The sequence below is a fragment of the Pseudaeromonas pectinilytica genome (assembly GCF_054780855.1).
Genome location: NZ_BAAGVN010000355.1, coordinates 1 through 25,916, shown reverse-complemented (window position 1 = coordinate 25,916; position 25,916 = coordinate 1). Strand labels below are relative to the sequence as shown.

Below are 25,916 nucleotides of genomic sequence, written 5' to 3'. Positions count from 1 at the left end.
GCCTGAATGGGGGCGCAGGGTAGCAAACGCCAACCATTTGTAAAGTTGCAATTAGCTGATGATGAGGTCTGTCGTCCGTCGGGACCGGTTGGCCTGGGTCTGCAAAGCGTGGCCTTTGCCATTGCGTTTGACTTCGTACAACATCTGGTCGGCATTTTGCAGCAGTTCGGCATCATCCAGCGGATCCAACAGGTGGGTGCTGTCGGTGACACCGATCGAACAGCTCAACCAATGTTCCTGCGGCAGTTGCACGGCATGCCCCAGATAGTCGGCCAGCGCCTTGGTGTAGCCTTCGCAGGCGTTCAACGATTCGATGAGCCGAAGCAGGGCGACCATGGCCTCGCTGGATTTGGTATGCGGGAACATCACCAGAAATTCGTCGCCACCCCAACGGCAAGCCACATCAAAATCCCGCAGCGTGTCGCGTAATAAATCAGCAAACCAACGCAGCAGTTGATCACCGATGTCGTGGCCAAAGGTGTCGTTGTAATACTTGAAGTTATCCAAATCAATGAACGCCAGCGACAAGTAGGGGACCTCGGTGCCATAGCGGGAAACCCGCTTTAGCTCTTGCCGGAGCAGGGTCTGGAATTTCTGGCGATTGCTCAGTCCGGTCAATGCATCGGTGGAGCTCAAGGCGATCAGCTGTCGGCGCTGGCGCAAGTTTACCAACTGACCGGCCAACTGGTTGCCGATGAATTGCAGGGTATCCCGATCGGACTTGTTCAGCGGGGCACTATCGGCAAATGTCAGCAGGATCATCTCTCCGATCTGGCGTTGTCCCTCCAGCAGCGGATGACAGAGTACCGAAGAAAACCGCAACGCCTGTTTGGCGGTGGGAACTTCACCGTTAAACAACAAACGGGTCGTGGCATGGTTGCCTAACCAGTCACTCAAGGTCCGGCTATCCAGTTGGTTATCCGGCACCTGGCTATATTGCGCCAGTTCGTAGATTTTCTGCTCGTGATTGACCAGCAAAAAGCCGGCTTGCGCGTTGAAATGGGTACAGATCAGCCGCAAGGTTTCGGCGGAGATATCCTGTTCACTCTCGATATCAACGGCGAGCTGCTGCAAAGTTGCTAATAACCGCATTTCGTGGACCCGCTGCCACAGCTGATTCATGCGTTGCTCTTGGCTGACCAGATGCAGCAGTTGATCCAGCTCCAATTTGGGCGGCGATAGCATGTCATGGACCTTCGGCATCACGTGCAAGCGCCAGGCGCAGAGGATGCGTTGCCGGCTGGTTGGCAACTGATAATGGCCGCACAGTTGGATGGCCCGACGCAAGTGACGATAGGCGGCATCGATGTCGGTCAGTTGGCGATGGATGCGAATTGCCGCTTCATGCAACAAAATTTGGTGATGGACCGTCAGGTCGTGTTCCAACGCACAGACCTCGGTCGCTTCCTCTAGCTCGATCAGGGCCTGACTAAAATTACGCTGATGTGCTTCCAGCAGCGCCTTCAACAGCGGGCGCATGAACTTGCCTTCGGCAGAAACCTGAATATCCAGATTGTAGCTGCGCTCCAAATCCTGCTCGGCGCGCACCCATTCCCCCTGATGCAGATGAATGACGCCTTGTAGCAGCAACACGTCGTGCAAGTTGCGGAACGGGAAATAGGTGGTACCACGGATGCGTAGCATCTCGCGCAGGGTATTAAGCACCAGAGAGGCACTGCTATTTTCCTGCACCTCGGCATAGAGCCACGCCAGGTTATACAAGCTGATGGTGATTTCGGAAAAGTCGTTCAACCGCAGCACCGTATTGAGCGCCGAGAGGTAGTAGCGGTGGGCTTCGGTGTAGTTTTCGCGCTGGCAGAGCATATAGCCGATGCCATTTCGGATGCGGGCTAATTCGCCGGGCACATTCAGTTGTTCGCGTAAATGTTCACTGATGCGGAAACAGCGCAGGGCGCGCCGATAACGATTGAGCTGACTGTAAATAACCCCGCGACTTTGAAACGCCGCCGCTAAATCAGCCTGATAGGCATAGTGATGCGCCAGTCGGATCGCCTCGATGGAGCAATCCAGCGCTGAATCATGATCCAGCTGTTCCTCAAACGGCACCTGGGCGAAAATGTTGCGCAACACATAGATACGGCCACTGACCATCTGGTGGCTATCGAGTAGTTGCAAGAGTTGTCGCAGGCGCCCCAAACCGAATGGAATATTGGCCTTGTCACAGGCGACAAAATGACAAAACAGCGCCTGAGTCTGCAGCAGCTCGTCCTCTTGCGCACTGCCGAGCTTGACCGCGAGCTGGCTATAGCGAACCGCCGTGGTTAAATCGGAGCGAAAGATGTGCGCCATCGCCAGTTCCCGATACGCCATGCATAGGTGTGCGGAATGGTTGGCGACTTGGGCTTGTTCCAGCAGTCGATCGAAGGTTGCGATCGCCTCTTCGTGCTCGCCACAATAGAGTTGAGCGCGCCCCAGACAGAGCAAGACCTGCCATTTATAGTGGCCATCCTGGTCGAAATCGCCCCGATCCAGACGTTGGACCAGCTTTCGGGTTGCGACTACGGACTCGTCAAAACAGAGCAGATCCAGGAGCTGTTCACAACGGGCGAGGGCGGCATAATCATGCTGGGCACCAAGATCGGCAAGCCCAGGCCACTGCATGAAAGGTGCAGGGGTACTATCAAACGCATGGGGATAGACGATACCACTGCTATCGATCAGGCTGACCCACTGCTCCCACAACTGCTGGTGACTCTCATCGCTATGCTGGTAGCTGGGATCAATACCAATCACCAATAAAAATTTGCCATCATGGGAGGACTGGATGAGCTCTTCGAGCAGCTTCAGGGTGGTCGGCCCCGCAAACTGAACGCCAGTGACCAACAAGAGTTGTGGCGCATCGGCCGTCAGCAACGACAACAGCCGCAGCAACAAGGAACGAATGCGGCGTGATTGAAAGAAGAGATCATCGGGCAGTGGAAATTCAACCCGCATCAGTTCACGGCCGATAAAGTAGTCCGCCAGCAGACTGCGTTCGATGCCATTGAGCTGCAGCGCATCCAGAGCCGCCGCGACACTCATCTTATTGCGATGCAACAAGCTGCGCAGCAAAGGCAACAGAGGCGAGTAGGGCTCGACCGCATCATGTTCGGTCATCCGCCACCGCAGTGGCGATATATTACGCTGGAGGCAGTAGTCATCCAGTACGGCGCGCAACAAGGCGCCGGCTCGAGAATGCACAAAGACACAATCACCTCGTTGGTTCAACGCTTGAAGCCAATGCTTGTCCAACCAGGTATCGAATCTGAAGCTCACTGGATAAAAATTCCTTGCAGAACTGAGTGTCTGGATATGTTAAGCGCTGCCGATACTAAACATCTAAACAATTCACTCAATAACGCGGGGTGGATCAAATGGACACTCTGCACCAACTGAATCATGGTTAGCTGGGTCTCAGAACTGTGTTAAACCAGCCACTTAGTTCCAAGGATTGACAAGAGATTGGGTCTTAATGTTCGATGGCCACGATGAGACACAACGCGTAACGATGAACTCATGACAATCGAATCGACCAGGTGAAGATGGATAGGGACAGTATAAAGACGCAGGCATGGATTCGCATATTCAATTTAACATAATATACATAATGCGAAGTTAAATTTGGCCATGGAAATGGCCGCTATGGCACTCAAACCCGCACAGGATGCGGCCTCACGGCCTGCGCAGTACCTTTTTAAAACTTGTGACCATACGCTCTTGGCTTGCGGCGTTTTGGCTCTAGCTTCGGCTAGTTTCATTATTACTTCTTGTGTGTCCATGCCACATTCAACAGCTATGTAAAGTGCTGTTTCTTCTGTGAATTCTTCTCTTCCTGTATTCACCTTGGCGATGTAAGCCGTGGAAAAACCCAACTCTGCCGCTGCTTGCTTGTATTGCGTGAATTTCTTTGCCTTTAGGTACTCATCTAGCAGTGTTTTTGAATACATTTCCATTTCTCCATCGCTTTCGGTCTCCTCAGTTTAAGACGATTTACCAATTGTTTCGTTAGTTGACGATTTACTGATTGGTGCATTAGTGTGTAATTCACCAATTGTTCAACTGGTTAACACCATGACACAAGCCAACGCCCCGCAACAAGAAGTCTCCTATCGCGGTTCTGTCTATTGCGCCGCTTCCGGCCAGTGGGCCTTCCGCCTGTTTCGTGACGGTGAAGAAATCGCCCGGGGGGCTGGTTTTGATGATGAATGTGAGGCTGGTGATGCTTGTGCCGCACAGCTTCCTGGTCTTTATTTTCCGATTCGCCTGTTAGCTGATCCTGAGTTCTCGTCGGTTGATTCCTCTGTCGGTTTTCGTATTCAACAGGTCAATTCGATTATTTATTCTGAGGTTGCTCATTGGCGCTTGAATCCTCACGACTCTTTAGATGCTGATGATGTTTTGGCGCTTCTGAATCGTTTGCATATCGTACTCAATGGTTATGATCCTGAAGAATTTTTAGATGATGACACCGAGGTGGCCGAATGATTCTTCGCATCATGGGCCGCCCCGGTGAAGCAATGTCCGCCCCGGTTCTTGAACCGCTTCCTTCCAATACATGCCCCCAGTGCCTTGGCGCTGGCTATCTCGATGACGCTATTGAGTGCCCGAACTGCTACGGTCACGGCGAAGTGTTCCAGCTGGATGACGTCGAGGTGTCGGAATGAGCGCCTTTGTCCATCAGGCTCGCGTTTTTGCTCTGCCAGACGGCTCCTGGTCTTGGTCTTATACCGACAGTAATTCAGGGATTGAATCGCTGGTTGAATCAATGGAATCCTTTGATACGCCCGAGCAAGCCCTATCTGACTTGCGTGGTTTTCTGCCTCGCCCTTACCGTCTCCAGTGTGAGCATGAGCCGGATTACGTTTTCTTGGGTAAAGCGGCATGATCACCGCGCCGCGTCCTCACTTCGATCGCGTCAAGGCCCGCGCATTCGGTAAGTCACGCTTTCCAGACATCAAGCCGCTGAGTTCTGCCGTGTTCGAGTCTTTCGACTCTGCCTATGCTGCTGCACTGGACGGCTCGGACGATGACCTTCACGGCGCTATCGCTGTTTCCAGATTAGACCCCTGTGATGCGTGGCACCTGCCGAACTTCTCCTGGTCGCTCAATCGCGCACTTCGCAAAACTCCATCCCGTGAGCCGGTTGCCAACTACCTGGGCAAACTCTATGACCGGTTATCGAAAGTCGGTGATGTTCACAAAGCACAAACCGAATTGAGTAAGCTCACCAACCTGCTGACCGTTGATGGCCGCGCTGGCCGCTTCCGTCTGACCAGCTCTGAAGAGCTGATAGCCGACTTTGCCGAAAAGCTCGCTAAGATGCTGGGCAAGATGTACGCCCGTGGTGAATGGGATGGCATGATTGTGGAGGCACAATCCTATCTGCGTTGGGACCATGACGTTCTGGCCGCCAAGCTCAAGAAGTTTGGCGAAAAGCCGCTTGCCAATCGCCTTGCTGATGCCGTGTTTATTCGCCAACGCCTGCGCGTTCTCAAGCAGCTATCAACCCTCGAAGCCACTCGCGCAGCCGGTGTCGTCAACAAGGCCATGCAACCCTATGTTGCAGACATTTGCGTGTCTGACCGCCAGTACCAGCGCAAGCGCAATGCCGAGTGCCTGAGCCGCACTGTGGCCGTCAATCAGGATGACGATACGGATTGGTTCACCCTGAGCGATGTGGCTGATAGCTCGGTATCCAATCCCATGATCCGCCGCACCGAATTGATGGTCCGCCTACGGGGCACCGAAGAGTGCGCCCTTGAGCTCGGGCATCAGCCCTTGTTCCTGACGATGACCACCCCTTCCCGTTTCCATGCCTATGGCACTGACGGCGCTATCAACCCGAACTGGCTCGAAGCCGGTTGCCCGTTGGCGATCGATGGCCATGAATGGCTCAACAAGCAGTTCAAGAACATCCGCGTCCAGTGGGCCCAGGCTGAAATCCATCCCTACGGTTTCCGCATGGTCGAACCCCATCACGATGGCACCCCGCACTGGCACGCCGTCCTGTTCGTCCCAAAAGCTCAAGCCAAGGAGATGCTCCGCATTTGTCGCGCTGTGATGCTTGCTGATTCGGGTGATGAGCCAGGGGCGAAGAAACGCCGCTTCACGGTCGAGTGGATAGACCCTTCCAAGGGCTCCGCCGTTGCCTATTGCAGCAAATACATTTCCAAGAACATCGACGGCCACAAGGTTGGCGATGACGAAGAAACCGGCAAACCCGCTGACGAAATGGCTATCCGTGTAGACGCATGGAAAAGCGGTTGTCGCATTCGTCAATTTCAACCGATTGGCGGCCCGTCCGTCACTGCCTGGCGCCAGCTCCGCCGCCTACGCGAACAATTCGATGAGGACTCACCTTTGATGCATTCACTCACCAAGGCCGAATGGATCGCGCTCGAAGAGCTCCGCCGTGCTGCCGATTCTGCCGACTGGGCCGCGTTCTGCAAGGCCATGGGTGGCATCACTGTACGCCGCAAGGACCAGAACCTGCGCGTTGCCTATGACATGCCCGGGATTATGGACCGCCTCACCGGCGAAATGACCAAGAAGCTCACCCGCTTTGGCGATGACGCTGCTCGCCGCATTGAGGGCGTGATGTGGCATCAGGTCTTCATCGTAACCCGCTTCAAGGAATGGCAGGTCAAGGACAAGGCCGGTCATATGCGCTGTGTCCGTGAGTATCTCCAGACTACTCGCAACATGTTCGATCACCTCCAGGATGCCGAGACCTATTACGCCATGGCCGACGAAGCTTATGAGCAGTATCAAGCCATGATTGACCGCACTTGGGAAGAGGATTCCCTCGTTCTGGATCTTACCGCCGATTATGACTTCGACGCGTTCGCGGCCACCCCACTCGATGACCCCTTTATCTATGAAGAGGCTCTGCTCTTGTAACGGGCGCAGCCCGTTACCTTGGACCTGTGTCAATAACTGTTAAATCTCTTGAGGAACCCCAACATGGCAAAGATTGAAGTCCGGATTAACGACATTGACGACATCAATGTGACATCCAAAACACGGGATGACGGCCCCGCTATCAAACAGGCTATTTTCCGCGCTTCTGTGTTTAGCCCTTCCCAGACGTGGGAGGTTCGAGTCTCGCCCGACCTGCTCGAGGCCGGTGTTTTGGAATGGCTGAAAACCAAGCTTGATCAGAAATTGTTCCTTCCGATTGAAGACCACGAAGGCAATTATCCAGACGGCAAAACAGGCCAAATCAAGCTCTTCCGTTTTTATCGCCTGGATCCGTGCGTTCTTCGCTGGATGGATGCGGACGGCTTCACGCTTGGCCCGAAGACCTCCGTCCAGCCTTCGTCAAGTGCCGCTGCCGCTAAAAATGAACCTGAAGTTTTTGGTGGTAAAAAATGAATTGCCTGACGCTCGATAACAACATTATCAGCGTCTCCACTATTCCCGCTGAGTCGTGCACTGGTTTTGCTGTGCTGACTCCGGCGGAATATCAGCAGACACTCGAAGGCCCGTTTGTTTTCGATGCTGCTTTGTTTTCCGAGTTCGTTGGGTGGTTTTTATTGTCTTTCGTCTCGGGTCATATAGCTGGCCGAATTTCTCGGCTGATGCGTATTTAAATGGAGTTTTTACCTATGAAATACATGAACGTTGCTCGTCGCTCTGGTGCTGTTGTTGTTGGTACTTTGATCCTGGCTTCTACCGCTATGGCTGCCACCACTTCCGAAACTGTTACCGGTGCCATTACTGATGGCACTACCGTTGTTCAGCTCGTTGTGGGTGGCGTCATCGCTCTGGCCGCTCTGGCGTTCGGCTTGGGTATGATGAAGTCCTGGCTGAGCAAGTAAAATGCTCGTTACCGCTATTTTGGCCTCGGCGGGCATTCTCTGTTTCGTTATGGGGTTTTTGTCCGGCGTGTTTACGTCATAATTGCGGATCGGGGGTTAGCAATAGCCCCCGAATTTCTATGCTTCTTCGTGTCCTCACATATTCTGCTGTTTTATTCTTGCTTGTTTTCTCGATTGGCTCTGCCTTTGCGGCCGACGATTATGTTCCTGCTGATAATCTCGGCCTGTCATATACATGTCGAGATGATCTGATGAATAAGGACTGGGGAACTATTTCCGCTAATGGAAGCTGCTTGTCTGCTGCTCTTTCGAATATTAAAACAGTTGTTGGGTCTAACTATAGGTCTTCTACTTGTAATGAATCTCCAGGCGTACCCCATAAAGCCGCCTGTTATGTTACTACTGCCTATTCTCCTATCTCTGTTTCATTCGATCCTATTGCGGGCTCTGGTGAAACCTATCAATGCCCTCCAACTGGCAACCCAGATTATTCTGTTGGCCCTATGGATTTAAATGGGCAAAAGGTTTGTTATAAACGAACTTGTTTATCGAATAACAACTGGTTTAGTAATTCTATGGAATTAGGCACAGGCACCGCTTGTTCATTCGGTTGTAAATATACTGTCACGTCATCGTTTCAATCCAATGTCGGACCAAACGCTTTTATTGCCAAAGGTAGCGGTGATACTTGTTCGTGTTCTGGCTCTACTCAATGCTGGCTCGACCGCAAACCCAATACAGAAGGCGATAACGACGATACCGGCACTTGTTACGCATGGGATTTGGGGCAAGTTAAGGGCGTTGATTGTGGCAAGAATGGGGAAATGACGGTTGATTTACAGCCCATTAATGATTCTCTTGTTGCGTTGTCTCAAACTAATACCGCACAGGATAAAACCCTGAACGATCATTCTGTGCAATTAGGCAATCATCAGATTTCCATTAATGACATCAAAAGCCGTTTGGATTCCGGCGCGTTGAAAGGCGAGAAAGGCGATACCGGCCCCGCTGGCCCTGCTGGCCCTCAAGGCGAGAAGGGTTTACAGGGTGGCGTTGGTGCGGCTGGTGCTCCAGGTGAAGCGGGTGCTACCGGCCCTCAAGGTGAAAAGGGTGAGAAGGGCGACAAGGGCGATAAAGGTGATACCGGTGAAGCTGGGTCCTCTGGTGCTGCCGGTGCTGCTGGCCGTGATGGTGTCGACGGTCAGAACGGCACGGATGGCGCTCAAGGTCTCCAGGGCATACAAGGTCTTCAAGGTGAGAAAGGCGATACCGGCGAAGATGGTGATTCCGTTCTGGCTGTGCAAGACGGCATCGACGTTCATATGGTCAACGCTCGTACCGGTGCCCGCATGGCTACGCTGGAGGGCATTGATAAAGACGGCATTATCACTGCTGTTGATGAATCCACAAGCGCGATTAAAGACTTAACCGACACGCTCAATATCACTGCTCCCACTGAATCAGAAAATCCGTTCAAAGATATTTTTGGCGATGCGGATATATCTGCTCTCGAACAACAAATTGTTCAGGCGCAAACCGATTTTTCAACGCTCGTTGGTCAAGCTGGCTCCCGTCTGAATATTGGCTCTGTGTCCGGTGGTGGCTCTTATGCTGCTGATGTTCACGATATAAAAGGGCAACAGGTTGATTTATCTGGCGGCGCTCTATTTGATATGTTAGTTGCTAACGGTGCCGCAACTATTGTCTCTCTTTTGTTTTCTTTGATTGGCTTTGGTGTTCTGCTTGGGGGTAATAAAAAATGATACGTTACTTTCTGTTATTCCTTTTTCTGGTTCCTGCTGTTTCCTTTGCTGCTGAACCTTCGACTGGTTTGGCCGCAATTGGCGATACTGTCCACTCTATCGGCCAGTTCTTTTCTGAACTGCCAGACATGATTGGTCGCGCCATGTCTTATCTGTCGCGCCAAGTGATTTTGTTTTATTTCCAGACCAAACTGGAAACGCTTGAATTCTGTTACAACATGGCATCGGGAATTATTTCTTCTTTTAATGTTACATCAACAATTCAAGGCTATGTATCCCGCTTGCCCTCCAAGTTGCAATATTGCGTTAATGAGCTTGGCTTCGTGAATGGCATTAGTTTTTTACTGAACTGCTGGGGCACTCGTTTTATTCTGAATATGATTGGGTGGTGATATGGCGATTGTCATTGAGCACGGCCCCAATGGTTCTTATAAGACTGCGTCTGTTGTCTGGTTTCGCATCATTCCCGCTCTGCGTGAAGGTCGCGTGGTGGTTACTAACGTTCTTGGCCTGTACCCAATAGAAGAGATAGAAGAACGGCTTGGGGAGAAATTCCCAGACTCTGCCAGACTGTTCCGAATCTTTGCTGTCGCTGATGATACTCGCGAATTATGGCGGCGTTGGTTTCACTGGATGCCCATCGGCGCATTGGTTGTTATTGATGAATGCCAGGACATTTTTTCATTATCCGGCTGGAGCCCTAAAGGTCTTGATTTAGAGCCGATCGATTACTATCGCAATTATTTGCCTCAATCCCTTATTCAACATTTTAAAGATACTCATGATGCCTTTCGTCCTGAAATACGCTCTTGCGATACTGATGACGCCGGCCGCCTGCTGTTGAATGATGACGGCTCAATTATTTACCCGCCCAATCTGAATGAAGCGTTTTCCCGTCATCGTCATTTTAATTGGGATATTGTTTTTGTTACTCCGAACCTCAAAGAATTTAATGACCTTGTTCGCGCCTGTGCTGAAGTAGCTTTTAGTTATGCCAGCAAGGACTCTTTTTTCTTTCGCAAACGGAAGCCGCGCATCTATGAGCACCCTCCCAAAGAATCCGGTATCCCCGGACCACGCTCCCCAGTCTTTACCCGTCACGTTCCGGTCGCGGTTCATATGCTTTACAAATCAACTCAAACTGGGGCAACGGTTAAAAGCGGTCAATCTGTGGGGCCGTTATCAACATTTAAGGGTAAGCTCGTGGTGTTCGGAGTTATTCCAGCTTGTTTCTGCTATTTGGTCTATTTATCGTGGTCTATTTATGAGCGTTCTACGTCCAGTCACGCGCCGGTTGCTATTGCCGCTTCTACGCCTGTTCAAAAGGCTGCTGCTCCGCGTTCTGGGTCTGCTGGCGCTGATGTTTCTAAGCAAATGGTTGTTGGCAGCGATATTTTTGTGATGCCTTTCGAGGCCGACAAGATTTGGGTTTCCGGCGTTTCTGGCTATATCGATAATTTCCAGCACTTCAAAGGGGTGATCGTCTTTAATCTTGAGCATGGCAAGGATGAGTCCTCGATTGATGATTCCGTACTCCAGGCGATGGGGTACTCATATCAGATCCGGACTGATTGCGTGATTGAGCTTTCTGACTCTCACGGCCACAAGCAGGTTGTTACCTGCAAACCTCTTCAGCATGATCCGGCTAGCTCTGGCCGTGTCGATTCATCCCAGATTATTGCCTCGACTAGCAATCCGGTTTTAGCAACATCCCAGAGCTTTCCGTAGGGAGGAGCGGCCAAGCGACGACTGCGGAAAGCGATGGGATACGCGCAGCCACCATTGCTGGTTGTGCTGCCATCGTCTTCCTGCGTGTAACAAGCATTACCAGTGGCATGCTGGACGCGTCCAGCATATAAGGTGCGGAGCACCGCAACACAAGCCGCCACCGTTTCCTCTATCGTCTCCAGGTCAATCCGGCGCGTAGTCGCTCGGTCTTGCTATGCCCAACTCCCCCCCTTCCTGCCAAACTGCTCCTAGTGCGCAGCATTAGCATTTGTTCTTGATCTGCATTGTTGGCGCGGGAGGCCGAAGGCCGACCACCCCCCGTACAGTAATACGGGGGGAAATTCCCGCATGGGTTCGCTACCTGGCGCAAATTAAAAAGGGCCGTTCGGCCCTTTCTTCATTTCCTCTTTATCCCTCTCCTGGCTCTTTCGAGCGGTTGATCTCGAATCGCGATAAACATGATCTGCTCCATCGTGATCCTGTCGCCATACGGCGAAATAATCCACTTGCCTCGTATTTTCCATCCCTTCCAGCTTGCGTGGTGGTACCCCAAATCGAGCCCACTATACAGTTCCATCAGTCGCCTATGATGACTGGGTATTGGTTTTCCTTTATCCCAGCCCTCAACGGTTTTTTGACTTACGTCACATAATTGCGATGTTTTTTCCAGACTCAATCCGCACTTGTGGAACCTAAAAATGAAGTTTTCGTTAATGTTTTTTCTATTCACGCCCTATGCCTTAAAATTAAGCATGTTGCGCGAACCCCCTTATTTTTCCATCACTTACCATAAGGCGGCATAATGCGAAGTTAAACTTGTTCCTCAAAATGGGCCTATGTCATGCTATCCTAAGCGCATTCCGCTGTTACCCATCGGTATAATCGTTACTTACGAGAGCCATTATGACTTCCAGTCTTCTCATCATTCTTGGATTAATTGCTGCCAGTGCGTTTTTTACGGCATCGGAAATTGCGTTTGCCGCATCACGCAAGTTAAAGCTGCAACAACTTGCTGAGGATGGGCATCTCAGCGCCCAACAGATCCTAGATTTGAAATTGCACCCGGGCCATTTCTTCACTGTGGTGACCATAGGTTTAAATGCGGTGGCGATCCTGGCCGGTATCATCGGCGAATCCGCGTTGACGCCTTATCTCTCGGACTTGCTGGTGTTCTGGCTGGAGCCGCCCATGTTGGGTAGCGTCAGCTTCATCTTGTCGTTTGTGATTGTGACTTCATTATTTATCCTGTTCGCCGATCTTATCCCTAAACGCATTGCCATGATGTTGCCCGAATCCATCGCCATGTTGATCGTGCGCCCGATGCGTTTGTTGCTGCTGGTATTCCGGCCGCTGGTATGGCTGTTTAATGGTTCGGCCAGTCTGTTTTTGCGGGTGTTCAATATGCATATCCAGCAAAAGGAAGAGATCACGCCGGATGATGTCTATGCCATGGTGGCTGCTGGTGCTCAGGCTGGCGCACTGCGCAAACAGGAGCATCAGCTGATCGAGAACGTCTTCGAGCTGGATACTAAAACCGTCCCTTCGGCCATGACAGCCCGCGACAGCATCATCTTCTTCGATCGACTGGACAACGAAGAGCTGGTGAAACAGAAAATTGCCGATAATCCGCACTCCAAGTTTCTGGTGTGTGAGGATGTCATCGATCATGTCATCGGTTTCGTCGATACCAAGGACATTCTGTTGCGGATTATCCAGCAACAGAGCGTTTCCCTGCGCAGTGAAAGTCTGATCAAAGCCCCCTTGATGATCCCCGATTCGTTGACGCTTTCAGAAACCTTGGAAAGCTTCCAGGTGAATCGCCAAGACTTCGCCGTGGTGCTGAATGAATATGCACTGGTGGTCGGCATCATCACACTCAACGATGTGATGAATACCCTGATGGGCGATCTGGTATCGCCGCACAACCTCGAAGAGCAGATCGTGAAACGAGATGAAAACTCCTGGCTGATTGATGGCGCAGCCCCGATCGATGATGTGATGCGAGCACTGTCGATCCTGGAATTCCCGGAGGCGGAGAATTATGAAACCATCGCTGGTTTCATGATGTATATATTGCGCAAAATCCCCAAGCGCACCGATTCGGTCAACTTTGCCGGTTACAAATTTGAAGTGGTTGATATCGACAACTACAAGATTGACCAACTGCTGGTGACCCAGCTCCCTGCCCCCTCTATTGATGCCGATCTGTAATCCTGGATCTGAAGCGGAGCATTTCATGCAGCATTCCACACACGAATTATTACGTCACTGGCGCCGGGATTTTCACCGGTTTCCGGAGCCCGCCTGGTGTGAGTACCGTACCACCAGTCTGATTGCAGCGGCCTTGGCCCATGCCGGTTATGAGATCAAACTCGGCGATCAGATCGTCTCCATTTCGGCAGTCATGGGTCGCCATATTGATGAAGAGCAGGAGAAATCGCGGGCGTTGGCGCAAGGGGCCGATGCCGAGTGGCTGGATAAAATCAGCCTGACCGGTCTCATTGCCGAGCTGGATACCGGTCGGCCCGGCCCTTGTGTCGCGCTGCGGGTTGATCTGGATGCGGTCCATCTTCAGGAATCGGAGCAAGCAGATCACTATCCGGTACAAGCCGGTTTTGCCTCGCAAAATCCGGGCTGCATGCATGCCTGTGGCCATGATGGTCATGCGGCTTTAGGCGTGGTACTGGGTCTGATGCTAGCCGAGAAAAAAGATCAGCTGTGTGGTCGCATCAAGCTGGTCTTCCAACCGGCTGAAGAAGGCTGTCGCGGTGGTAAGGCCCTGGCATCGGGTGGCGAACTGGATGATGTCGACCAGCTGTATGCCATTCATCTGGGGATCCATGCGGCCAGTGGTGAACTGGTGGTTTGCCCGGATGGATTTTTAAGCTCTACCAAGTTTGATGTGGAATTTATCGGGCGCGCCGCCCATGCCGGACTGGAGCCCAACGCCGGAGCCAATGCCCTCGCCGCTGCCTGCCAGGCCGTAGGTCAGATGCTGGCCATTCCGCGTCATCGCGATGGCATGACGCGGCTGAACATCGGCCAGCTAACCAGCAATGGGGAGCGCAATGTGGTGCCCGCCTACGCCTTGTTGCAAGGGGAAACCCGTGGTGGCACCGCGCAACTCAACGACTATGTCTTTTCTGCGGTGCAACGGATCGTGCAGGGCACTGCCCTCGCCCACGATGTGGATTACCGTATCCGCCGTCAGGGGGAAGCGATTTCCATCCATAACTCGCCGGCGCTGGTCCATACCGTGACCCTGGTGGCCAGTCAGTTGGGATTCAACGTTATCCACAACCGGCCGTTCGGCGCCAGTGATGACGCCGGATTCTTGCTCGAACGCGTGCAAAAAAACGGCGGCCAAGCGGCGTATCTGGTCTTGGGAGCGACGCTCAGTGCCGGCCATCACGCCAGCTTGTTCGATTTTGATGAAGAAGCACTGTCTCGGGGGCTGGAGTTGCTGGACGCACTGTTTTGTCATCATCTGACTCCGGAGCCACTTGAGCTGGAAGAACCCGCCGTCTGATCGTCGGTAGCTGCCAATATAAACGCCTGGTTAATACCAGGCGTTTATATTTCTACCCGACGCGATTACGAGCCGGAGGTTGTCGATGCTGGCTGCTCGGCACCGCCCAAGGCCTGGAACAAGGTCATCTGGTTATTTAGCTGATCGCGCAGATTGCCCGCCAGCGCCAGCTCGGCAGTGCGGCGTTTCTCCTGCTCATCCAGCCACTCCTGCACGCCGGTGGCACCTTGGCGATAACGCACTTCGGCCAGTTGCTCACTGCGCTCCGCCAGTGCCAGCGCGCGCGCCAGATAGCGTTGCTGTTGTTGATAGTGCTCACGGGCCGATAACGCAGTTTCAACATCGGAGAGCGCCTGATACAGCGATTGCCGGAACTCCACCACCGCTTGGGCGTACTCCTCATCGGCCAGTTGTACATTCAACTGCTGCTGGTTCCAGTTGACGAAAGGCAAGCTCAATCCGGCACCCAGCGTACCGACCGGATCCTGGAGCACCTGGCTCAAGTCGGTACTTTGCCCGCCCGCACTCCCAGTCAATGACAACACCGGATACAAGCTCAGACGGGTGTTATCACCACTGGCCAGAGTGGAGCGCAGCCGATATTCACTGGCCTGCAAGTCGGGCCGCCGCGCCAACAGCTGCGCCGGGACTCCGGCCTGCGGTTGCGGCAGCACAACGCCATTCAGGCTGGTACGCTCGGCCTGCTGTTGTTCTGGGGGGGCATCAAACAAGATCGCCAAGGCATGGCGCTGGGCCGTGAGTTGCTGCCGGGTCTGGGTCAGGCTCGCCTCCTGAGTGGCCAGATCCTGCTCGGCTTGCAGCAGATCCAGACCGTCGGTCGCACCGGCTTGATGTTTTAGTTGCGCCAGCTCCAGTGCCCGACGGGTATCTTGCAGGCTGGCTTCCCCCAGGGTCAGGCTTTGATGCAAATAGGCGATTTGCCAATAGAGCTGGGCCGTGGTGCCAATCAGACTCAGCTCGGTTGCTGCCTTATCTTGCGCCGTTGCCTCGGCCTCCCAACGTGCAGCATCACGGCTACTGGCTAGGCGTCCCCAAAGATCCAGCTCATAACTAACCGAGGCTTCTACGGTGTGGCTTTGCGTCGAGTTACCGCCCGAGCTTAAGGGGCGCGAGCTCTGGGAGCTGGCGCTAACGGCCAAGTCCGGCGTGCGATTGGTAGCCGTCAGATCGGCCTGCAGGCGGGCCTTGTGCAATTTGATGCCCGCTACCGCCAGATCGTTATTGCGGGCTAGCACCTGAGTGATCAATTGGTCGAGAGTCGGATCCGCAAAGGCTTGCCACCAGAGAGCATTCTGTCGAGCAGAATCGCCATCCGCAGTGGTCTGTTGCTGCCAGTGCTCCGGCAATGAAACGACGGGGCGCTGATAGTCGGAGTGCAGCGCCGTGCAACCGCTCAGCAGCAAGGGAAGTCCCAGACACATCGGGATCAACAGTGCCAGCGGATGCTGGCACACACGTCGGGTCAATGTTGATTTATTCACGAGCTAACGCCTCAATCGGATCAAGCTGCGCCGCATTGCGCGCCGGAAGATACCCAAACAACACGCCAATCAGCGTCGAGCAGAATACGGCGACCAGAATGGAGGAAAATGAGAACACCATACTCATGGCCTGCACAAACCAGGAGAACACCACCCCGATCCCGAGCGACAACAGTACGCCGAGAGCGCCACCACACAGGCAGACCAGCACCGCCTCGATCAGGAATTGCTGCAGGATATCGCTCTGTCGCGCCCCTACCGCCATGCGGATCCCGATCTCCTGAGTACGCTCTGTGACCGACACTAGCATGATATTCATCACCCCGATCCCGCCGACAATCAGCGAGATCACTGCTATGGCCGAAATCAGCAGTGTCAGGGTGCCCGTGGTTTTTTGTACCGTCTTCAAGATGCTGTCACTGCTGTTGGTAAACACATCCAGCACCCCGTGGCGTTGGGTCAGCAGTTTCAGGATCCCCTGCTCGGCAATCGCGTTCGACATCCCCTCTTTTACCCGTACCGTGATCGAGCTGAAATAGTTCTGCCCCAACAGACGACTCATGGCCGAGGTATAGGGGATCCACACATTCAGGCTATCGGAGTTGCCAAACGGGCTCTCTTTCTCCGCCGTTACGCCGATTATGCGGCAGGGCAAACTCCCGAGCAGCATCACCTGCCCCAGCGGATTTTCGCCGTGAGGGAAGAATTTCTTCCAGGTGTTGTGATCAATGACCACCACCTGGGCTTGTTGCTGAACATCGTCACGGCTAAACAGCATTCCCTGGGCCGCGGTATAGCCGCGCACCCGGAAATATTGCTCGCCGACACCACCAATCGAGCCATTAGCGGTGATATTGCCATAGCGCAGGATCTGGCTGCTGCTCAGACTCGGGGTCACGCTATCGGTGTAAACTTGGGCTTGCAAAGCCACCAGATCCGCAGGCACCAGGGTCTCGATGGCCGCCGCCCGCTCGTCACCCCAACTTTTGCCCGGATAGATATCGATGGTGTTGGTGCCGATGGAGCTGATGTCGTTGACCACTTTTTGTTGGGCGCCCTGCCCCAACGCCACCACACTGACCACCGCCATAATGCCGATGATGATCCCCAGCATGGTCAGCAAGGTACGCATGCGATGGGAGGCCATGGCAATACCGGCCATCTTGAAGGCCTCGCTGAACTGTCCCCAGCGGGCTCGCCAGTGCTGGCGACGTTGCAAGGTGCCGACCGTATCCTGCTTGCTGGCGGTTGCTGCGCTGGCATTGCCGGGCGTCGATTCCACCTGTGGTTTTTGTGGTTGTTGTGGTTGTTGTGGTTGCTCGGGTTGATGACGTCGATCGGCAATGATCTCGCCATCATGGATTTCGATGATCCGCTCGGCATGAGCCGCCACTTGCGGATCATGGGTCACCAGGATCACGGTATGCCCTTGGGCATGTAACTCGCGCAGTATGGATATCACCTCCTGTCCACTGCGACTATCCAGCGCCCCGGTCGGCTCATCGGCCAGGATCACATCGCCGCCATTCATCAATGCCCGGGCAATACTGACCCGCTGCTGTTGTCCACCAGAGAGCTGTCCGGGGGTATGACCGAGCCGATCCGCCAATCCCAATCGGGTCAGCAACTGACGGGCATGTTCATGGCGCCGTGGCTTGTCATCACCGGCATAAATGGCCGGGATCTCCACATTGCCTACCGCATCCAGATGGGGCAGTAGATGATAGCGCTGGAAGATAAAGCCGAAGTGATGCCGCCGCAGCGCCGCCAGATCGTCCACCGACAACTCACGGGTTGATTGTCCGCGTACCCGGTAATCGCCCCGGGTGGGTCGATCCAGACAACCGAGAATATTCATCAAGGTGGATTTACCGGAGCCGGAGGCGCCAATAATGGCTACCAACTCGCCCGGATAGATGCTCAGGTTGATGGCCTTGAGCACGCTGACTTCCTCCTCGCCACTGAGGAAGCAGCGCTCTAGATTTTCCAGCTGCAATAAGGGTTCGGTCATGACTTATCCCCGGGGTGGCGGGCCACGCCGTTCGGATGAGTTCGCTTGCGCGGCGGCGGCACTCATGCTGTCACCCATCACCACCCGATCCCCTTCTTGCAAGCCGGCACGAATTTCCACATTCACGCTGTCTTTACGTCCTATGGTCACCAGACGGCGCTGGGGTTGACCCTGATCGAGTACCAGTACCTCATATTGACCGTTCTCTTGGCGGGCACCGAGCACCGACAGTGGGATCGCGAGTACCTGCTTGCTCTCCCCCAGAGTGATTTCCACCTGGGCAGTCATGGAAACACGCAACTTGTGATCCAGATTGGGCACATCAAACAAGCCGTTGTAATAGATGGCCGAGGTGGTCGTCGAACTGGTGGTGGTACTGGTGGAGTCCGAGCTTTCCGATTCCGGTGCCGGTTCAATGGCCCGCATGGTGGCTTGATAGCGGCTATCTGGATCACCGAGGATGGTGAAACTGGTGGCCTGACCCGGTTGCACCCGGATCACATCGGCTTCCGAGATCTGGGCCTTGACGGTCATGGTATCCAGATCGGCGAGTTTCAAAATGGTCGGTGCCGATTGAGATGAGACCACGGTCTGCCCCTCTTCGGTTACAATGGCAATCACAACGCCATCCATGGGCGCGCTGATGCGGGTGTATCCCAGATTCGCGGTGGCGGTGTCAACCTTGATATGGGCCTGACGAATTTGCGCATCCAGTGCCCGCAACTCGGCTCGAGTCTGGGCCTCTGCCGCCACGGCTTGCTCCAGATCCGCTTCGGCGCTGGCATCCTGATGGCGCATCGTCTGCTGGCGACGAAGTGCGGCACTATATTGTTTCAGCAACGCCTGTTTGGCCTGTTTTTGCGCCAGTACGTTATCCAGCGCCGCCTGGGCATCACGCAGATCATTTTGCTGGATCACCGGATCGATCTCGGCCAGCAGTTGGCCCTGAGTCACAGTATCACCGAGCTGAACCTTGAGCTGCTTGAGCTGACCGGAAACCTGGGCACCGACATTGACCTGTTTACGCCCCTCCAGCGAACCGGTGGCCAGTACCGTTTCGCGGATATCCTGACGACTGACCGGCACCGTCATGTATTCGACCGGCGGTGGAAATATCAAGGGCATGCCCCACCAGAATAATAAACCGGCCGCTATCAATGACAGTACGACACGGCCACGATAACGCAGCACCCAGGATTTCATCCCCTCTCCTCATTCATGATACTTGTCCGCGCAGACATAGGGCTTTTGGTAACGCCGAGCATGATAAATAGCCGCGGTCGGACCTCTAAGGAACCTTACAAGATTTTGCATAGCACAAGCAATTCAATAAATTGCGTGAAATCAGCAATATTCACCGGTGTTATTGGCGCGGCCATTTCCTTTTTGTCGTCGACAGCACTAAAATGTGCGCCCTTATTCTGTAATTGTCCTGAGAGAATCCCATGAGCACCTTCGTTTACCTGCAAAAAGAGCGGGAGCGGTCCCTTTTACGCCGTCATCCTTGGGTTTTTTCCAAGGCTATCGAGAACGTCAAAGGTAAACCGAACAACGGCGCACCGGTCGAAGTCTTCAGCAATGATGGCCGCTGGTTAGCACGAGGTGCCTGGTCTCCGGAATCCCAGATCCGCATCCGGGTCTGGACCTTTACCCGTAGCGAGCAGATCGACACCGATTTCTTCGTCCGCCGTCTGGCTGCCGCCCAAGCCGGTCGTCAGACCCTGATCGAGCAGCAAGGGTTGTCGGCCTATCGTCTGGTGGCCGCGGAATCCGATGGCCTGCCCGGCATCATCATCGACCGCTACAACGATTTTCTGGTTTGCCAACTGCTCTCCGCAGGCGCTGAATTCCACAAGAAGCAGTTGTTTGATGCCCTCAAACAACTGTTCCCGGAGTGCAGCCTGTACGAACGCTCCGATGTGCCGGTACGCAAGAAAGAAGGCCTGAGCGAACGCCATGGCGTGGTGTATGGTGAAACCCCTCCGGATGAGCTGGTGATCGAAGAGAACAATGGCGTCAAGATCGCCATCGATATCAAGACCGGCCACAAGACCGGCTTCTATCTGGACCAACGGGATAACCGCGCCATTGCTGGCCGCTATGCCAAGGGACGCAAGGTTCTCAACTGCTTCTGCTACACCGGCGGTTTCGGTGTCTATGCCCTGCAAGGTGGCGCCAGTGAAGTGATCAACGTCGATGTCTCCGAGCCAGCGCTGGCGTTGGCCCGGCGCAATGCCGAGCTCAACCAGCTGGATCTGAGCAAGGCCCAGTTTCTCAAGCAGGACGTGTTCAAAATGCTGCGCGAGTGTCGCGAGCGTGGCGACAAGTTCGACATGATAGTGCTGGATCCGCCGAAGTTTGCCGAGAGCAAAACCCAGCTTGAAGGCGCCTGCCGTGGCTACAAGGACATCAACCTGCTGGCTTGCCAGTTGTTGAACCCGAACGGCATCTTGCTGACCTTCTCCTGCTCCGGTCTGATGACTTCCGATCTGTTCCAGAAAGTGGTCGCCGATGCCGCACTGGATGCCGGCCGCGAAGCGCAGATCATCGAGCGTATGGGCCAGGCCGCCGACCACCCGATATCAGTCGCCTATCCGGAAGGTTTCTACCTCAAGGGCCTGGTCGTCCGCGTCCTGTAATCCCGCTGTTATTCTGCTCAAAAGCCCGCGATTATCCGCGGGCTTTTTTTCAATTTTTCCACGTAACACTATGCGCGAAGTCTCGCTCTTAATGGGACTGCATGGATCCCGTTAAATTCCAAGCCAATATCATTCAAATTTTTTACCGTGGCCCAAGATAAAGCTGCACTTTATATCTTCCGTAATGAAGGTATGGGTGCTGGTGTGAAGATGGATGTATTGATTGATGGCGCGCCGGTAGGACAAACTGCAGCACATACCTTTATTTATTCCCGGAAAACACAGCATCACCTCAAAATCAGAAAATACTGACACCATCGAAATAGATGCCAAGCCAGGCACACTCACATATGTATGGCAAGAAGTCAAAATGGGTGTTTTATATGCCAGAACAAAATTATCCGTGGTGAGTGATTTCCAAGGGAAAAAAGGTGTTCAGGAATCCAAGTTGATTGTTAGCCAATGACATTTATTTGAATCCGTGGATGGCGCATATATTGATGCGCCATTCATTGGCAATGAATAACAATTCAATGCATAAATAATCGTTTATCTAAAACTTATCCTCTAACCATCGCACTTGCTTCAGCTCTCCATTACAATGCGCCGTATCGATTGATAACGCCTCTTCTGGGATATCATGCCGCGCAAAACGCACGCACTGCTGTTGGTTGGCCGTGATAATTGGCAGAAAGACGAAGCCTTGAACCAGAAACTACTGACCAGGCTCCGCAAGACACCTATCGAGATCTATTGGGAGGATCCGGCAGGAGCCGTCATTTATCGACTGCGACAGCTCGAACAAAAAATAAGCGGACTCCCCAAGGGCGTTAAGACATTTAATTTACGAATCGTGCAGTTATTCTATGCACTGCTTCACCCATCTTATTTCAGCTATCTTTTCCGCCGCAAAAAACAGGCTATCGAGAGCCGCTGTAACTATCTGGAGCTGCGCATTCGGGAACTCGGCATAGCCGACTGCGTGACCCTGTTATCACGCTCATCCGGAGGGAGGGTCTCATCCCTTATCGCAGACAAGATGGCACTAAAACAGATTATCTGTTTGGGTTATCCATTTAAACACCCCCAACAACCGGATGAGCCGGAGCGGTATTTACATTTGTCCGCGATCAATACGCCGATGATTATTATTCAGGGCGCCCAGGATGAATATGGCGGCCTGGATGTTCCAGAGCGTTATATGCTGAGTCCGCGGGTTGAACTTTCATTTTTCGATACTGACCATAATTTCAATATCGATGACCAAGCGGCGGATTCGATTGTGGAAAAAATCATTAGAATGATCTGTCCCTCCGAACTCCGTCCATAGCGGTAGCGCCGTCGCCCCATTCACGCGACAAGTGTCGTAGGAGATATTCATGCTTAGACTCAGACCCATGTTGCCGGAAGAGTTTCCTGCTTATTGTGATTATTTTATCGCCGACTACAGCGAGGAGCTGGTCGAAAATTATGGCCACCCCAAAGCGCTGGCTATTGAATTAGCCAAGAGTGACCTGCAGCGTTATTTCCCTGCCGGTCCGGTCAGCCAGGGCCATTCCCTGCTGTGTCTGGATGCCGAGATTGCTGGCCAGATCTGCCGGGTTGGCTATTTATGGCATGCCATCCATGCTGCCGATCACTCGACATTTATCTATGACTTGTATGTAGAAGCGGCCTATCGCAGTCAGGGCTTTGGCAAGCAGGCTATGGTGGCGTTGGAGCAACAACTGCAACCGCTCGGCATTCAGCAGATCAAACTGCGAGTGGCCTACCACAATCAACGCGCTTGCAAACTCTATCAAGAGCTCGGGTTCGCTATCACCGGTTTTAATATGTCGAAAAATATTACTCATCCCGTGAGCGACTAAGCCGGTATCCCCGTGACAGCACCATTCTCCCCAACTGGCGGCCAAACTGCGCCCATGCCGAATGCTTCCGCACGTTAGAAAACGTGCGACATGGGCCGGAGAAAATATATATAATTTAGTCCTTTGGCATTACTAGCGAGTGGGCTCCATGGCTTCGATTCAGGCAGATGTTACTTTGGTTGGCGGCGGTATTATGAGCGCAACACTCGCCATGTTGCTGCACCGTCTGAACCCGGCATGGCATATCTGTATGATTGAACAGCTCTCGGATGTGGCTCAGGAAAGCTCGCAAGCGTTACACAACGCCGGTACCGGCCATGCCGGTTATTGCGAGCTCAATTACACCCCGCCCGACTCACAGGGGCACGTCGATATTCAGCGAGCACTGGAGATCAATGCCGCTTTCGAGATCTCGTTGCAGTTCTGGTCCCATCTGGTGGAGTCCGACCCCACACTCGATGCATCAACCTTTATCAACCGGGTTCCGCACCTGAGTGCGGTGTGGGGCGAGCAGAATATCGCGTTTCTTAAATCACGTTATACCGCGATGAAATCTCACCCCCTGTTCGCGTCGATGCAATGGGCGGACGATCCGCACACCTTGCAACAATGGATGCCCTTGATGCTGGCTGGCCGGGCGGTCGAGCCCAAGCTAGCAGCCACTCGCGTGGCGCATGGCTCGGATGTCAATTTCGGTGCCCTGACCCGAACCTTGATCCACTATTTGCAGCAGCATGGTCGTTTCGAATTACTGACCAACACCAAGGTGATGGGGCTACACCCAAGCCATGGCGGGAAAAAAAGCTGGACCCTGAAAGCGAGAAAACAGCCCGGCAGCGAGACGCTGACCATTGAAAGCCCATTTGTCTTTTTAGGCGCTGGTGGCAGTGCGCTGCACTTACTGCAAAAATCGGGGATCAAGGAAGCCGCAGGTTATGGCGGATTTCCGGTGAGTGGCCAGTGGTTGATTTGCCAGGATCCGGCCATCGTTCAGCAGCATCATGCCAAAGTGTATAGCTTGGCTCCGGTCGGCGCCCCACCCATGTCGGTACCCCATCTGGACACCCGGATCATTGATGGCAAACCCAGTCTGCTGTTCGGTCCCTACGCCGGTTTTACCACCCGGTTTTTGAAACATGGCTCCCGGCTGGATTTGGTCAAATCGGTGAAACCCAACAATCTGAAGAGTCTGATTGGCGCTGGCACCTATAACCTGGAACTGACGAAATATCTGGTGAAAGAGGCCCTCAAAAACCACAGCCAACGCATGGAATCGCTGACGGAGTTTATGCCGCTGGCCCGTCCGGAGGACTGGAAACTGGCGCACGCCGGTAAGCGGGTGCAGATCATCAAGGGCTGTCACCAGAAATGGGGAAAACTCGAATTTGGTACCGAGATAGTTGCCGCCGAGGATGGTAGCCTGGCGGCGTTACTGGGTGCCTCGCCCGGCGCCTCTGTGAGTGTCAAAACCATGCTGGATGTGTTGGTGCGTTGCTTCCCGCAGCAGATGCAATCGGCCGCCTGGCAGGACAAGCTCAAGGCGATGATCCCCTCCTTCGGCCGCTCCTTGATCACGGATGCCGAACTATCGGCTCAGGTCAGAGCCTACACCCTGGATCGGCTGAAACTATCCGTATAGCCGAATAATCTCGATGGCGGCATCCCTGCCGCCATCGGTCTGCTTTTCGTCCAGACTCCATCCCTCCTCATTCCCAGCCGCTGGCGATCTCGCCTTCGCTCACGGACTGGTATTGCCCTCTGGCGCAGCCAAATATGCCCCAAAAGAATCCAAATAATGGCTTTCCTGGTTAGTCCGCCCCGACATTCAGATCCATTCGCGCCACATGTATATTGAAATAAAAAATCATGAAAGCGCTTGCAGAGGTGTATTTACAGGGCTCGTTTGTTATGGAATCATCTAAATGATAGATGTATCATGTTAGACTTATTCGAAATTTTAAATTCAAAAGTAACAAATTTCGATTGTAAGTTGGCTTTTGTTTTCACTGTTTAGGCGGGCTTTTCGCAAGTCATTTAAATAATTTTGCCACTCGGTACAGGCTACTATGACCCTACCTTTTCTGGATATCTCCCGCCCTTGGCTGAGATTGTGTTATGCCCTGCTGTGTTTTCTGTTATTCCTCTGTGTCGGCATGCTGTTACTGCAAAAGAGTTATAAAACTCAGTTAGAAGAAGCCTCGCTGCGCGATGCCAAGCGTATCTTGACGGATGTCGAGGCGTTACTCCTTGAAGCAGATAAGAGCAATCATCAAGCAGCCAAATTATTAACTGCTCCCTGTGCGAATGTCACCATCGCCTTGAGTAAGATTGCGGCCTTATCACCCGTGATTCGCTCCAGCAGTCTGGCCCGTGATGGTCAGTTTTATTGTTCCTCTATTTTTGGTGTTCGCTCCTGGCGAGAAAAAGACCCCGACTATCAAGCGGGTCGGTTACAGCTATTCCCGGGTAATTTTGTCACCCCTGAACATCCATTTCTATCTTTACGCTCCGCATTCCCCAATGGCGAAGTAGTCAGTACCATTGATTCTGAAACACTCAGATACGTACTATCAACGCGGCGGGAAAATTCAAATGCACTATTAAATGTCGGCTATTATTGGCTGGATAGCCAAGGCGAATTTAGGCATAACGCCACCTTTTCGGAACACTTTCGTCATGAAACATTGAGCTCGACAAAGTTCCCCCTCTCTATTCATATTCTCTTATCCCCAGTCAACCGTCTTAGCGATGCGTTAAGCAGCAATAAAGTGAGTGTTGGCTTTTTAACACTATTCTCCCTGCTGGTTTCTGCGGTGACCTGGTGGTTATTGGGGCGTCCCCGCTCGCCGATTGGTGAAATAGCCCGCGCGATTCGGGCGCATGAATTTATTCCCTTCGTCCAGCCCCTGGTGGATGCCAAAAGCCATGAAATCTGTGGCGCCGAAGTATTAATGCGCTGGAAGCATCCATCGGTCCAGGGCGGGAGCATACTTTGTTGGTTATTTAACCAAAGAATAGTTGTGCCCGATAATTGTCATCCCAGCTTGCTTTTTTTA

The 25,916-nt window shown here is 53.2% G+C and carries 23 protein-coding genes; 18 read left to right on the top strand and 5 right to left on the bottom strand.

What is annotated here, in order from left to right; all coding sequences use genetic code 11:
- Positions 1–51 precede the first annotated feature (51 nt).
- Positions 52–3,276, bottom strand: a complete 3,225-nt coding sequence (locus tag ACYVG7_RS18660) for a diguanylate cyclase (protein ID WP_460884603.1) — start codon at positions 3,274–3,276, stop codon at positions 52–54.
- Positions 3,277–3,590: 314 nt separating this feature from the next.
- The gene (locus tag ACYVG7_RS18655; RefSeq protein WP_460884602.1) at positions 3,591–3,947 is read right to left on the bottom strand and encodes a DUF3693 domain-containing protein; all 357 of its coding nucleotides are present in this window, start codon (positions 3,945–3,947) and stop codon (positions 3,591–3,593) included.
- Positions 3,948–4,071: 124 nt separating this feature from the next.
- Here ACYVG7_RS18655 and ACYVG7_RS18650 point away from each other — a divergent pair, with 124 nt between their 5' ends.
- From ACYVG7_RS18650 to ACYVG7_RS18595, 12 genes are all read left to right on the top strand, one after another.
- Entirely contained in the window at positions 4,072–4,485 is a 414-nt protein-coding gene (locus ACYVG7_RS18650) for a YegP family protein (protein WP_460884601.1), read from the top strand.
- A complete protein-coding gene (locus tag ACYVG7_RS18645; protein WP_460884600.1) occupies positions 4,482–4,664 on the top strand; it encodes a hypothetical protein in 183 nt (60 codons plus the stop codon). The genes ACYVG7_RS18650 and ACYVG7_RS18645 overlap by 4 nt, the downstream gene beginning before the upstream one ends.
- The gene (locus ACYVG7_RS18640; RefSeq protein WP_460884599.1) at positions 4,661–4,885 is read left to right on the top strand and encodes a hypothetical protein; all 225 of its coding nucleotides are present in this window, start codon (positions 4,661–4,663) and stop codon (positions 4,883–4,885) included. Before ACYVG7_RS18645 ends, ACYVG7_RS18640 begins: the two co-directional genes overlap by 4 nt.
- On the top strand, positions 4,882–6,900 hold the full coding sequence (locus tag ACYVG7_RS18635) for a replication endonuclease (RefSeq protein ID WP_460884598.1): 2,019 nt from the start codon (positions 4,882–4,884) through the stop codon (positions 6,898–6,900). Before ACYVG7_RS18640 ends, ACYVG7_RS18635 begins: the two co-directional genes overlap by 4 nt.
- A 63-nt stretch (positions 6,901–6,963) precedes the next feature.
- On the top strand, positions 6,964–7,374 hold the full coding sequence (locus tag ACYVG7_RS18630; RefSeq protein ID WP_460884597.1) for a hypothetical protein: 411 nt from the start codon (positions 6,964–6,966) through the stop codon (positions 7,372–7,374).
- Complete coding sequence (locus tag ACYVG7_RS18625) at positions 7,371–7,592, top strand: hypothetical protein (RefSeq protein WP_460884596.1); 222 nt, start codon at positions 7,371–7,373, stop codon at positions 7,590–7,592. The genes ACYVG7_RS18630 and ACYVG7_RS18625 overlap by 4 nt, the downstream gene beginning before the upstream one ends.
- 15 nt (positions 7,593–7,607) lie before the next feature.
- Positions 7,608–7,820, top strand: a complete 213-nt coding sequence (locus ACYVG7_RS18620; protein WP_460884595.1) for a hypothetical protein — start codon at positions 7,608–7,610, stop codon at positions 7,818–7,820.
- A gap of 119 nt (positions 7,821–7,939) precedes the next feature.
- The gene (locus tag ACYVG7_RS18615; RefSeq protein WP_460884594.1) at positions 7,940–9,583 is read left to right on the top strand and encodes a hypothetical protein; all 1,644 of its coding nucleotides are present in this window, start codon (positions 7,940–7,942) and stop codon (positions 9,581–9,583) included.
- A complete protein-coding gene (locus tag ACYVG7_RS18610; RefSeq protein WP_460884593.1) occupies positions 9,580–9,975 on the top strand; it encodes a hypothetical protein in 396 nt (131 codons plus the stop codon). Before ACYVG7_RS18615 ends, ACYVG7_RS18610 begins: the two co-directional genes overlap by 4 nt.
- Position 9,976: 1 nt before the next feature.
- Positions 9,977–11,311 carry a zonular occludens toxin domain-containing protein gene (locus ACYVG7_RS18605; RefSeq protein ID WP_460884592.1) on the top strand — a complete coding sequence of 445 codons (1,335 nt, stop codon included), beginning with the start codon at positions 9,977–9,979 and terminating at the stop codon, positions 11,309–11,311.
- Positions 11,312–12,214: 903 nt separating this feature from the next.
- Positions 12,215–13,522, top strand: coding sequence for a polyamine export protein PaeA (gene paeA, locus ACYVG7_RS18600; protein ID WP_460884591.1), 1,308 nt, complete (start codon positions 12,215–12,217; stop codon positions 13,520–13,522).
- 25 nt (positions 13,523–13,547) lie between these two features.
- Positions 13,548–14,840: an amidohydrolase gene (locus ACYVG7_RS18595; RefSeq protein ID WP_460884590.1), complete on the top strand. Its 1,293-nt coding sequence runs from the start codon at positions 13,548–13,550 to the stop codon at positions 14,838–14,840.
- 65 nt (positions 14,841–14,905) lie between these two features.
- Here ACYVG7_RS18595 and ACYVG7_RS18590 read toward each other — a convergent pair whose 3' ends face one another.
- The 3 genes from ACYVG7_RS18590 to macA are packed head-to-tail and all read right to left on the bottom strand — an operon-like array spanning position 14,906 to position 19,556.
- Positions 14,906–16,342, bottom strand: a complete 1,437-nt coding sequence (locus ACYVG7_RS18590) for an efflux transporter outer membrane subunit (protein ID WP_460884589.1) — start codon at positions 16,340–16,342, stop codon at positions 14,906–14,908.
- Positions 16,335–18,353, bottom strand: a complete 2,019-nt coding sequence (locus tag ACYVG7_RS18585; RefSeq protein WP_460884588.1) for a MacB family efflux pump subunit — start codon at positions 18,351–18,353, stop codon at positions 16,335–16,337. Before ACYVG7_RS18585 ends, ACYVG7_RS18590 begins: the two co-directional genes overlap by 8 nt.
- A 3-nt stretch (positions 18,354–18,356) precedes the next feature.
- Positions 18,357–19,556 (bottom strand): macrolide transporter subunit MacA, encoded by a 1,200-nt coding sequence (gene macA, locus ACYVG7_RS18580; protein WP_460884587.1) that lies wholly within the window; start codon positions 19,554–19,556, stop codon positions 18,357–18,359.
- Between the two features lie 242 nt (positions 19,557–19,798).
- On the opposite strand from macA, the gene ACYVG7_RS18575 reads away from it, so the two are divergent.
- From ACYVG7_RS18575 to ACYVG7_RS18550, 6 genes are all read left to right on the top strand, one after another.
- The gene (locus ACYVG7_RS18575) at positions 19,799–20,992 is read left to right on the top strand and encodes a class I SAM-dependent methyltransferase (protein ID WP_460884586.1); all 1,194 of its coding nucleotides are present in this window, start codon (positions 19,799–19,801) and stop codon (positions 20,990–20,992) included.
- A gap of 147 nt (positions 20,993–21,139) precedes the next feature.
- Positions 21,140–21,304: a hypothetical protein gene (locus tag ACYVG7_RS18570; RefSeq protein ID WP_460884585.1), complete on the top strand. Its 165-nt coding sequence runs from the start codon at positions 21,140–21,142 to the stop codon at positions 21,302–21,304.
- A gap of 328 nt (positions 21,305–21,632) precedes the next feature.
- Positions 21,633–22,322: an alpha/beta family hydrolase gene (locus ACYVG7_RS18565; RefSeq protein ID WP_460884584.1), complete on the top strand. Its 690-nt coding sequence runs from the start codon at positions 21,633–21,635 to the stop codon at positions 22,320–22,322.
- A gap of 49 nt (positions 22,323–22,371) precedes the next feature.
- Positions 22,372–22,860, top strand: a complete 489-nt coding sequence (locus ACYVG7_RS18560) for a GNAT family N-acetyltransferase (RefSeq protein ID WP_460884583.1) — start codon at positions 22,372–22,374, stop codon at positions 22,858–22,860.
- A gap of 148 nt (positions 22,861–23,008) precedes the next feature.
- Complete coding sequence (mqo, locus tag ACYVG7_RS18555) at positions 23,009–24,499, top strand: malate dehydrogenase (quinone) (protein ID WP_460884582.1); 1,491 nt, start codon at positions 23,009–23,011, stop codon at positions 24,497–24,499.
- A 514-nt stretch (positions 24,500–25,013) separates the two neighbouring features.
- A partial coding sequence (locus ACYVG7_RS18550) for a CSS-motif domain-containing protein (protein ID WP_460884581.1) occupies positions 25,014–25,916 on the top strand: 903 nt, incomplete at its 3' end.

Excerpts from the sequence above, each read along its gene's own strand:
- ACYVG7_RS18655 (WP_460884602.1), bottom strand. The coding sequence starts at position 3,947 with ATGTATTCAAAAACACTGCTAGATGAGTACCTAAAGGCAAAGAAATTC.
- ACYVG7_RS18565 (WP_460884584.1), top strand. The coding sequence starts at position 21,633 with ATGCCGCGCAAAACGCACGCACTGCTGTTGGTTGGCCGTGATAATTGG.
- paeA (WP_460884591.1), top strand. The coding sequence starts at position 12,215 with ATGACTTCCAGTCTTCTCATCATTCTTGGATTAATTGCTGCCAGTGCG.
- mqo (WP_460884582.1), top strand. The coding sequence starts at position 23,009 with ATGGCTTCGATTCAGGCAGATGTTACTTTGGTTGGCGGCGGTATTATG.
- ACYVG7_RS18575 (WP_460884586.1), top strand. The coding sequence starts at position 19,799 with ATGAGCACCTTCGTTTACCTGCAAAAAGAGCGGGAGCGGTCCCTTTTA.
- ACYVG7_RS18640 (WP_460884599.1), top strand. The coding sequence starts at position 4,661 with ATGAGCGCCTTTGTCCATCAGGCTCGCGTTTTTGCTCTGCCAGACGGC.
- ACYVG7_RS18605 (WP_460884592.1), top strand. The coding sequence starts at position 9,977 with ATGGCGATTGTCATTGAGCACGGCCCCAATGGTTCTTATAAGACTGCG.
- ACYVG7_RS18645 (WP_460884600.1), top strand. The coding sequence starts at position 4,482 with ATGATTCTTCGCATCATGGGCCGCCCCGGTGAAGCAATGTCCGCCCCG.
- ACYVG7_RS18650 (WP_460884601.1), top strand. The coding sequence starts at position 4,072 with ATGACACAAGCCAACGCCCCGCAACAAGAAGTCTCCTATCGCGGTTCT.
- ACYVG7_RS18595 (WP_460884590.1), top strand. The coding sequence starts at position 13,548 with ATGCAGCATTCCACACACGAATTATTACGTCACTGGCGCCGGGATTTT.
- ACYVG7_RS18560 (WP_460884583.1), top strand. The coding sequence starts at position 22,372 with ATGCTTAGACTCAGACCCATGTTGCCGGAAGAGTTTCCTGCTTATTGT.
- ACYVG7_RS18585 (WP_460884588.1), bottom strand. The coding sequence starts at position 18,353 with ATGACCGAACCCTTATTGCAGCTGGAAAATCTAGAGCGCTGCTTCCTC.
- ACYVG7_RS18630 (WP_460884597.1), top strand. The coding sequence starts at position 6,964 with ATGGCAAAGATTGAAGTCCGGATTAACGACATTGACGACATCAATGTG.
- ACYVG7_RS18625 (WP_460884596.1), top strand. The coding sequence starts at position 7,371 with ATGAATTGCCTGACGCTCGATAACAACATTATCAGCGTCTCCACTATT.
- ACYVG7_RS18620 (WP_460884595.1), top strand. The coding sequence starts at position 7,608 with ATGAAATACATGAACGTTGCTCGTCGCTCTGGTGCTGTTGTTGTTGGT.
- ACYVG7_RS18635 (WP_460884598.1), top strand. The coding sequence starts at position 4,882 with ATGATCACCGCGCCGCGTCCTCACTTCGATCGCGTCAAGGCCCGCGCA.
- ACYVG7_RS18615 (WP_460884594.1), top strand. The coding sequence starts at position 7,940 with ATGCTTCTTCGTGTCCTCACATATTCTGCTGTTTTATTCTTGCTTGTT.
- macA (WP_460884587.1), bottom strand. The coding sequence starts at position 19,556 with ATGAAATCCTGGGTGCTGCGTTATCGTGGCCGTGTCGTACTGTCATTG.
- ACYVG7_RS18610 (WP_460884593.1), top strand. The coding sequence starts at position 9,580 with ATGATACGTTACTTTCTGTTATTCCTTTTTCTGGTTCCTGCTGTTTCC.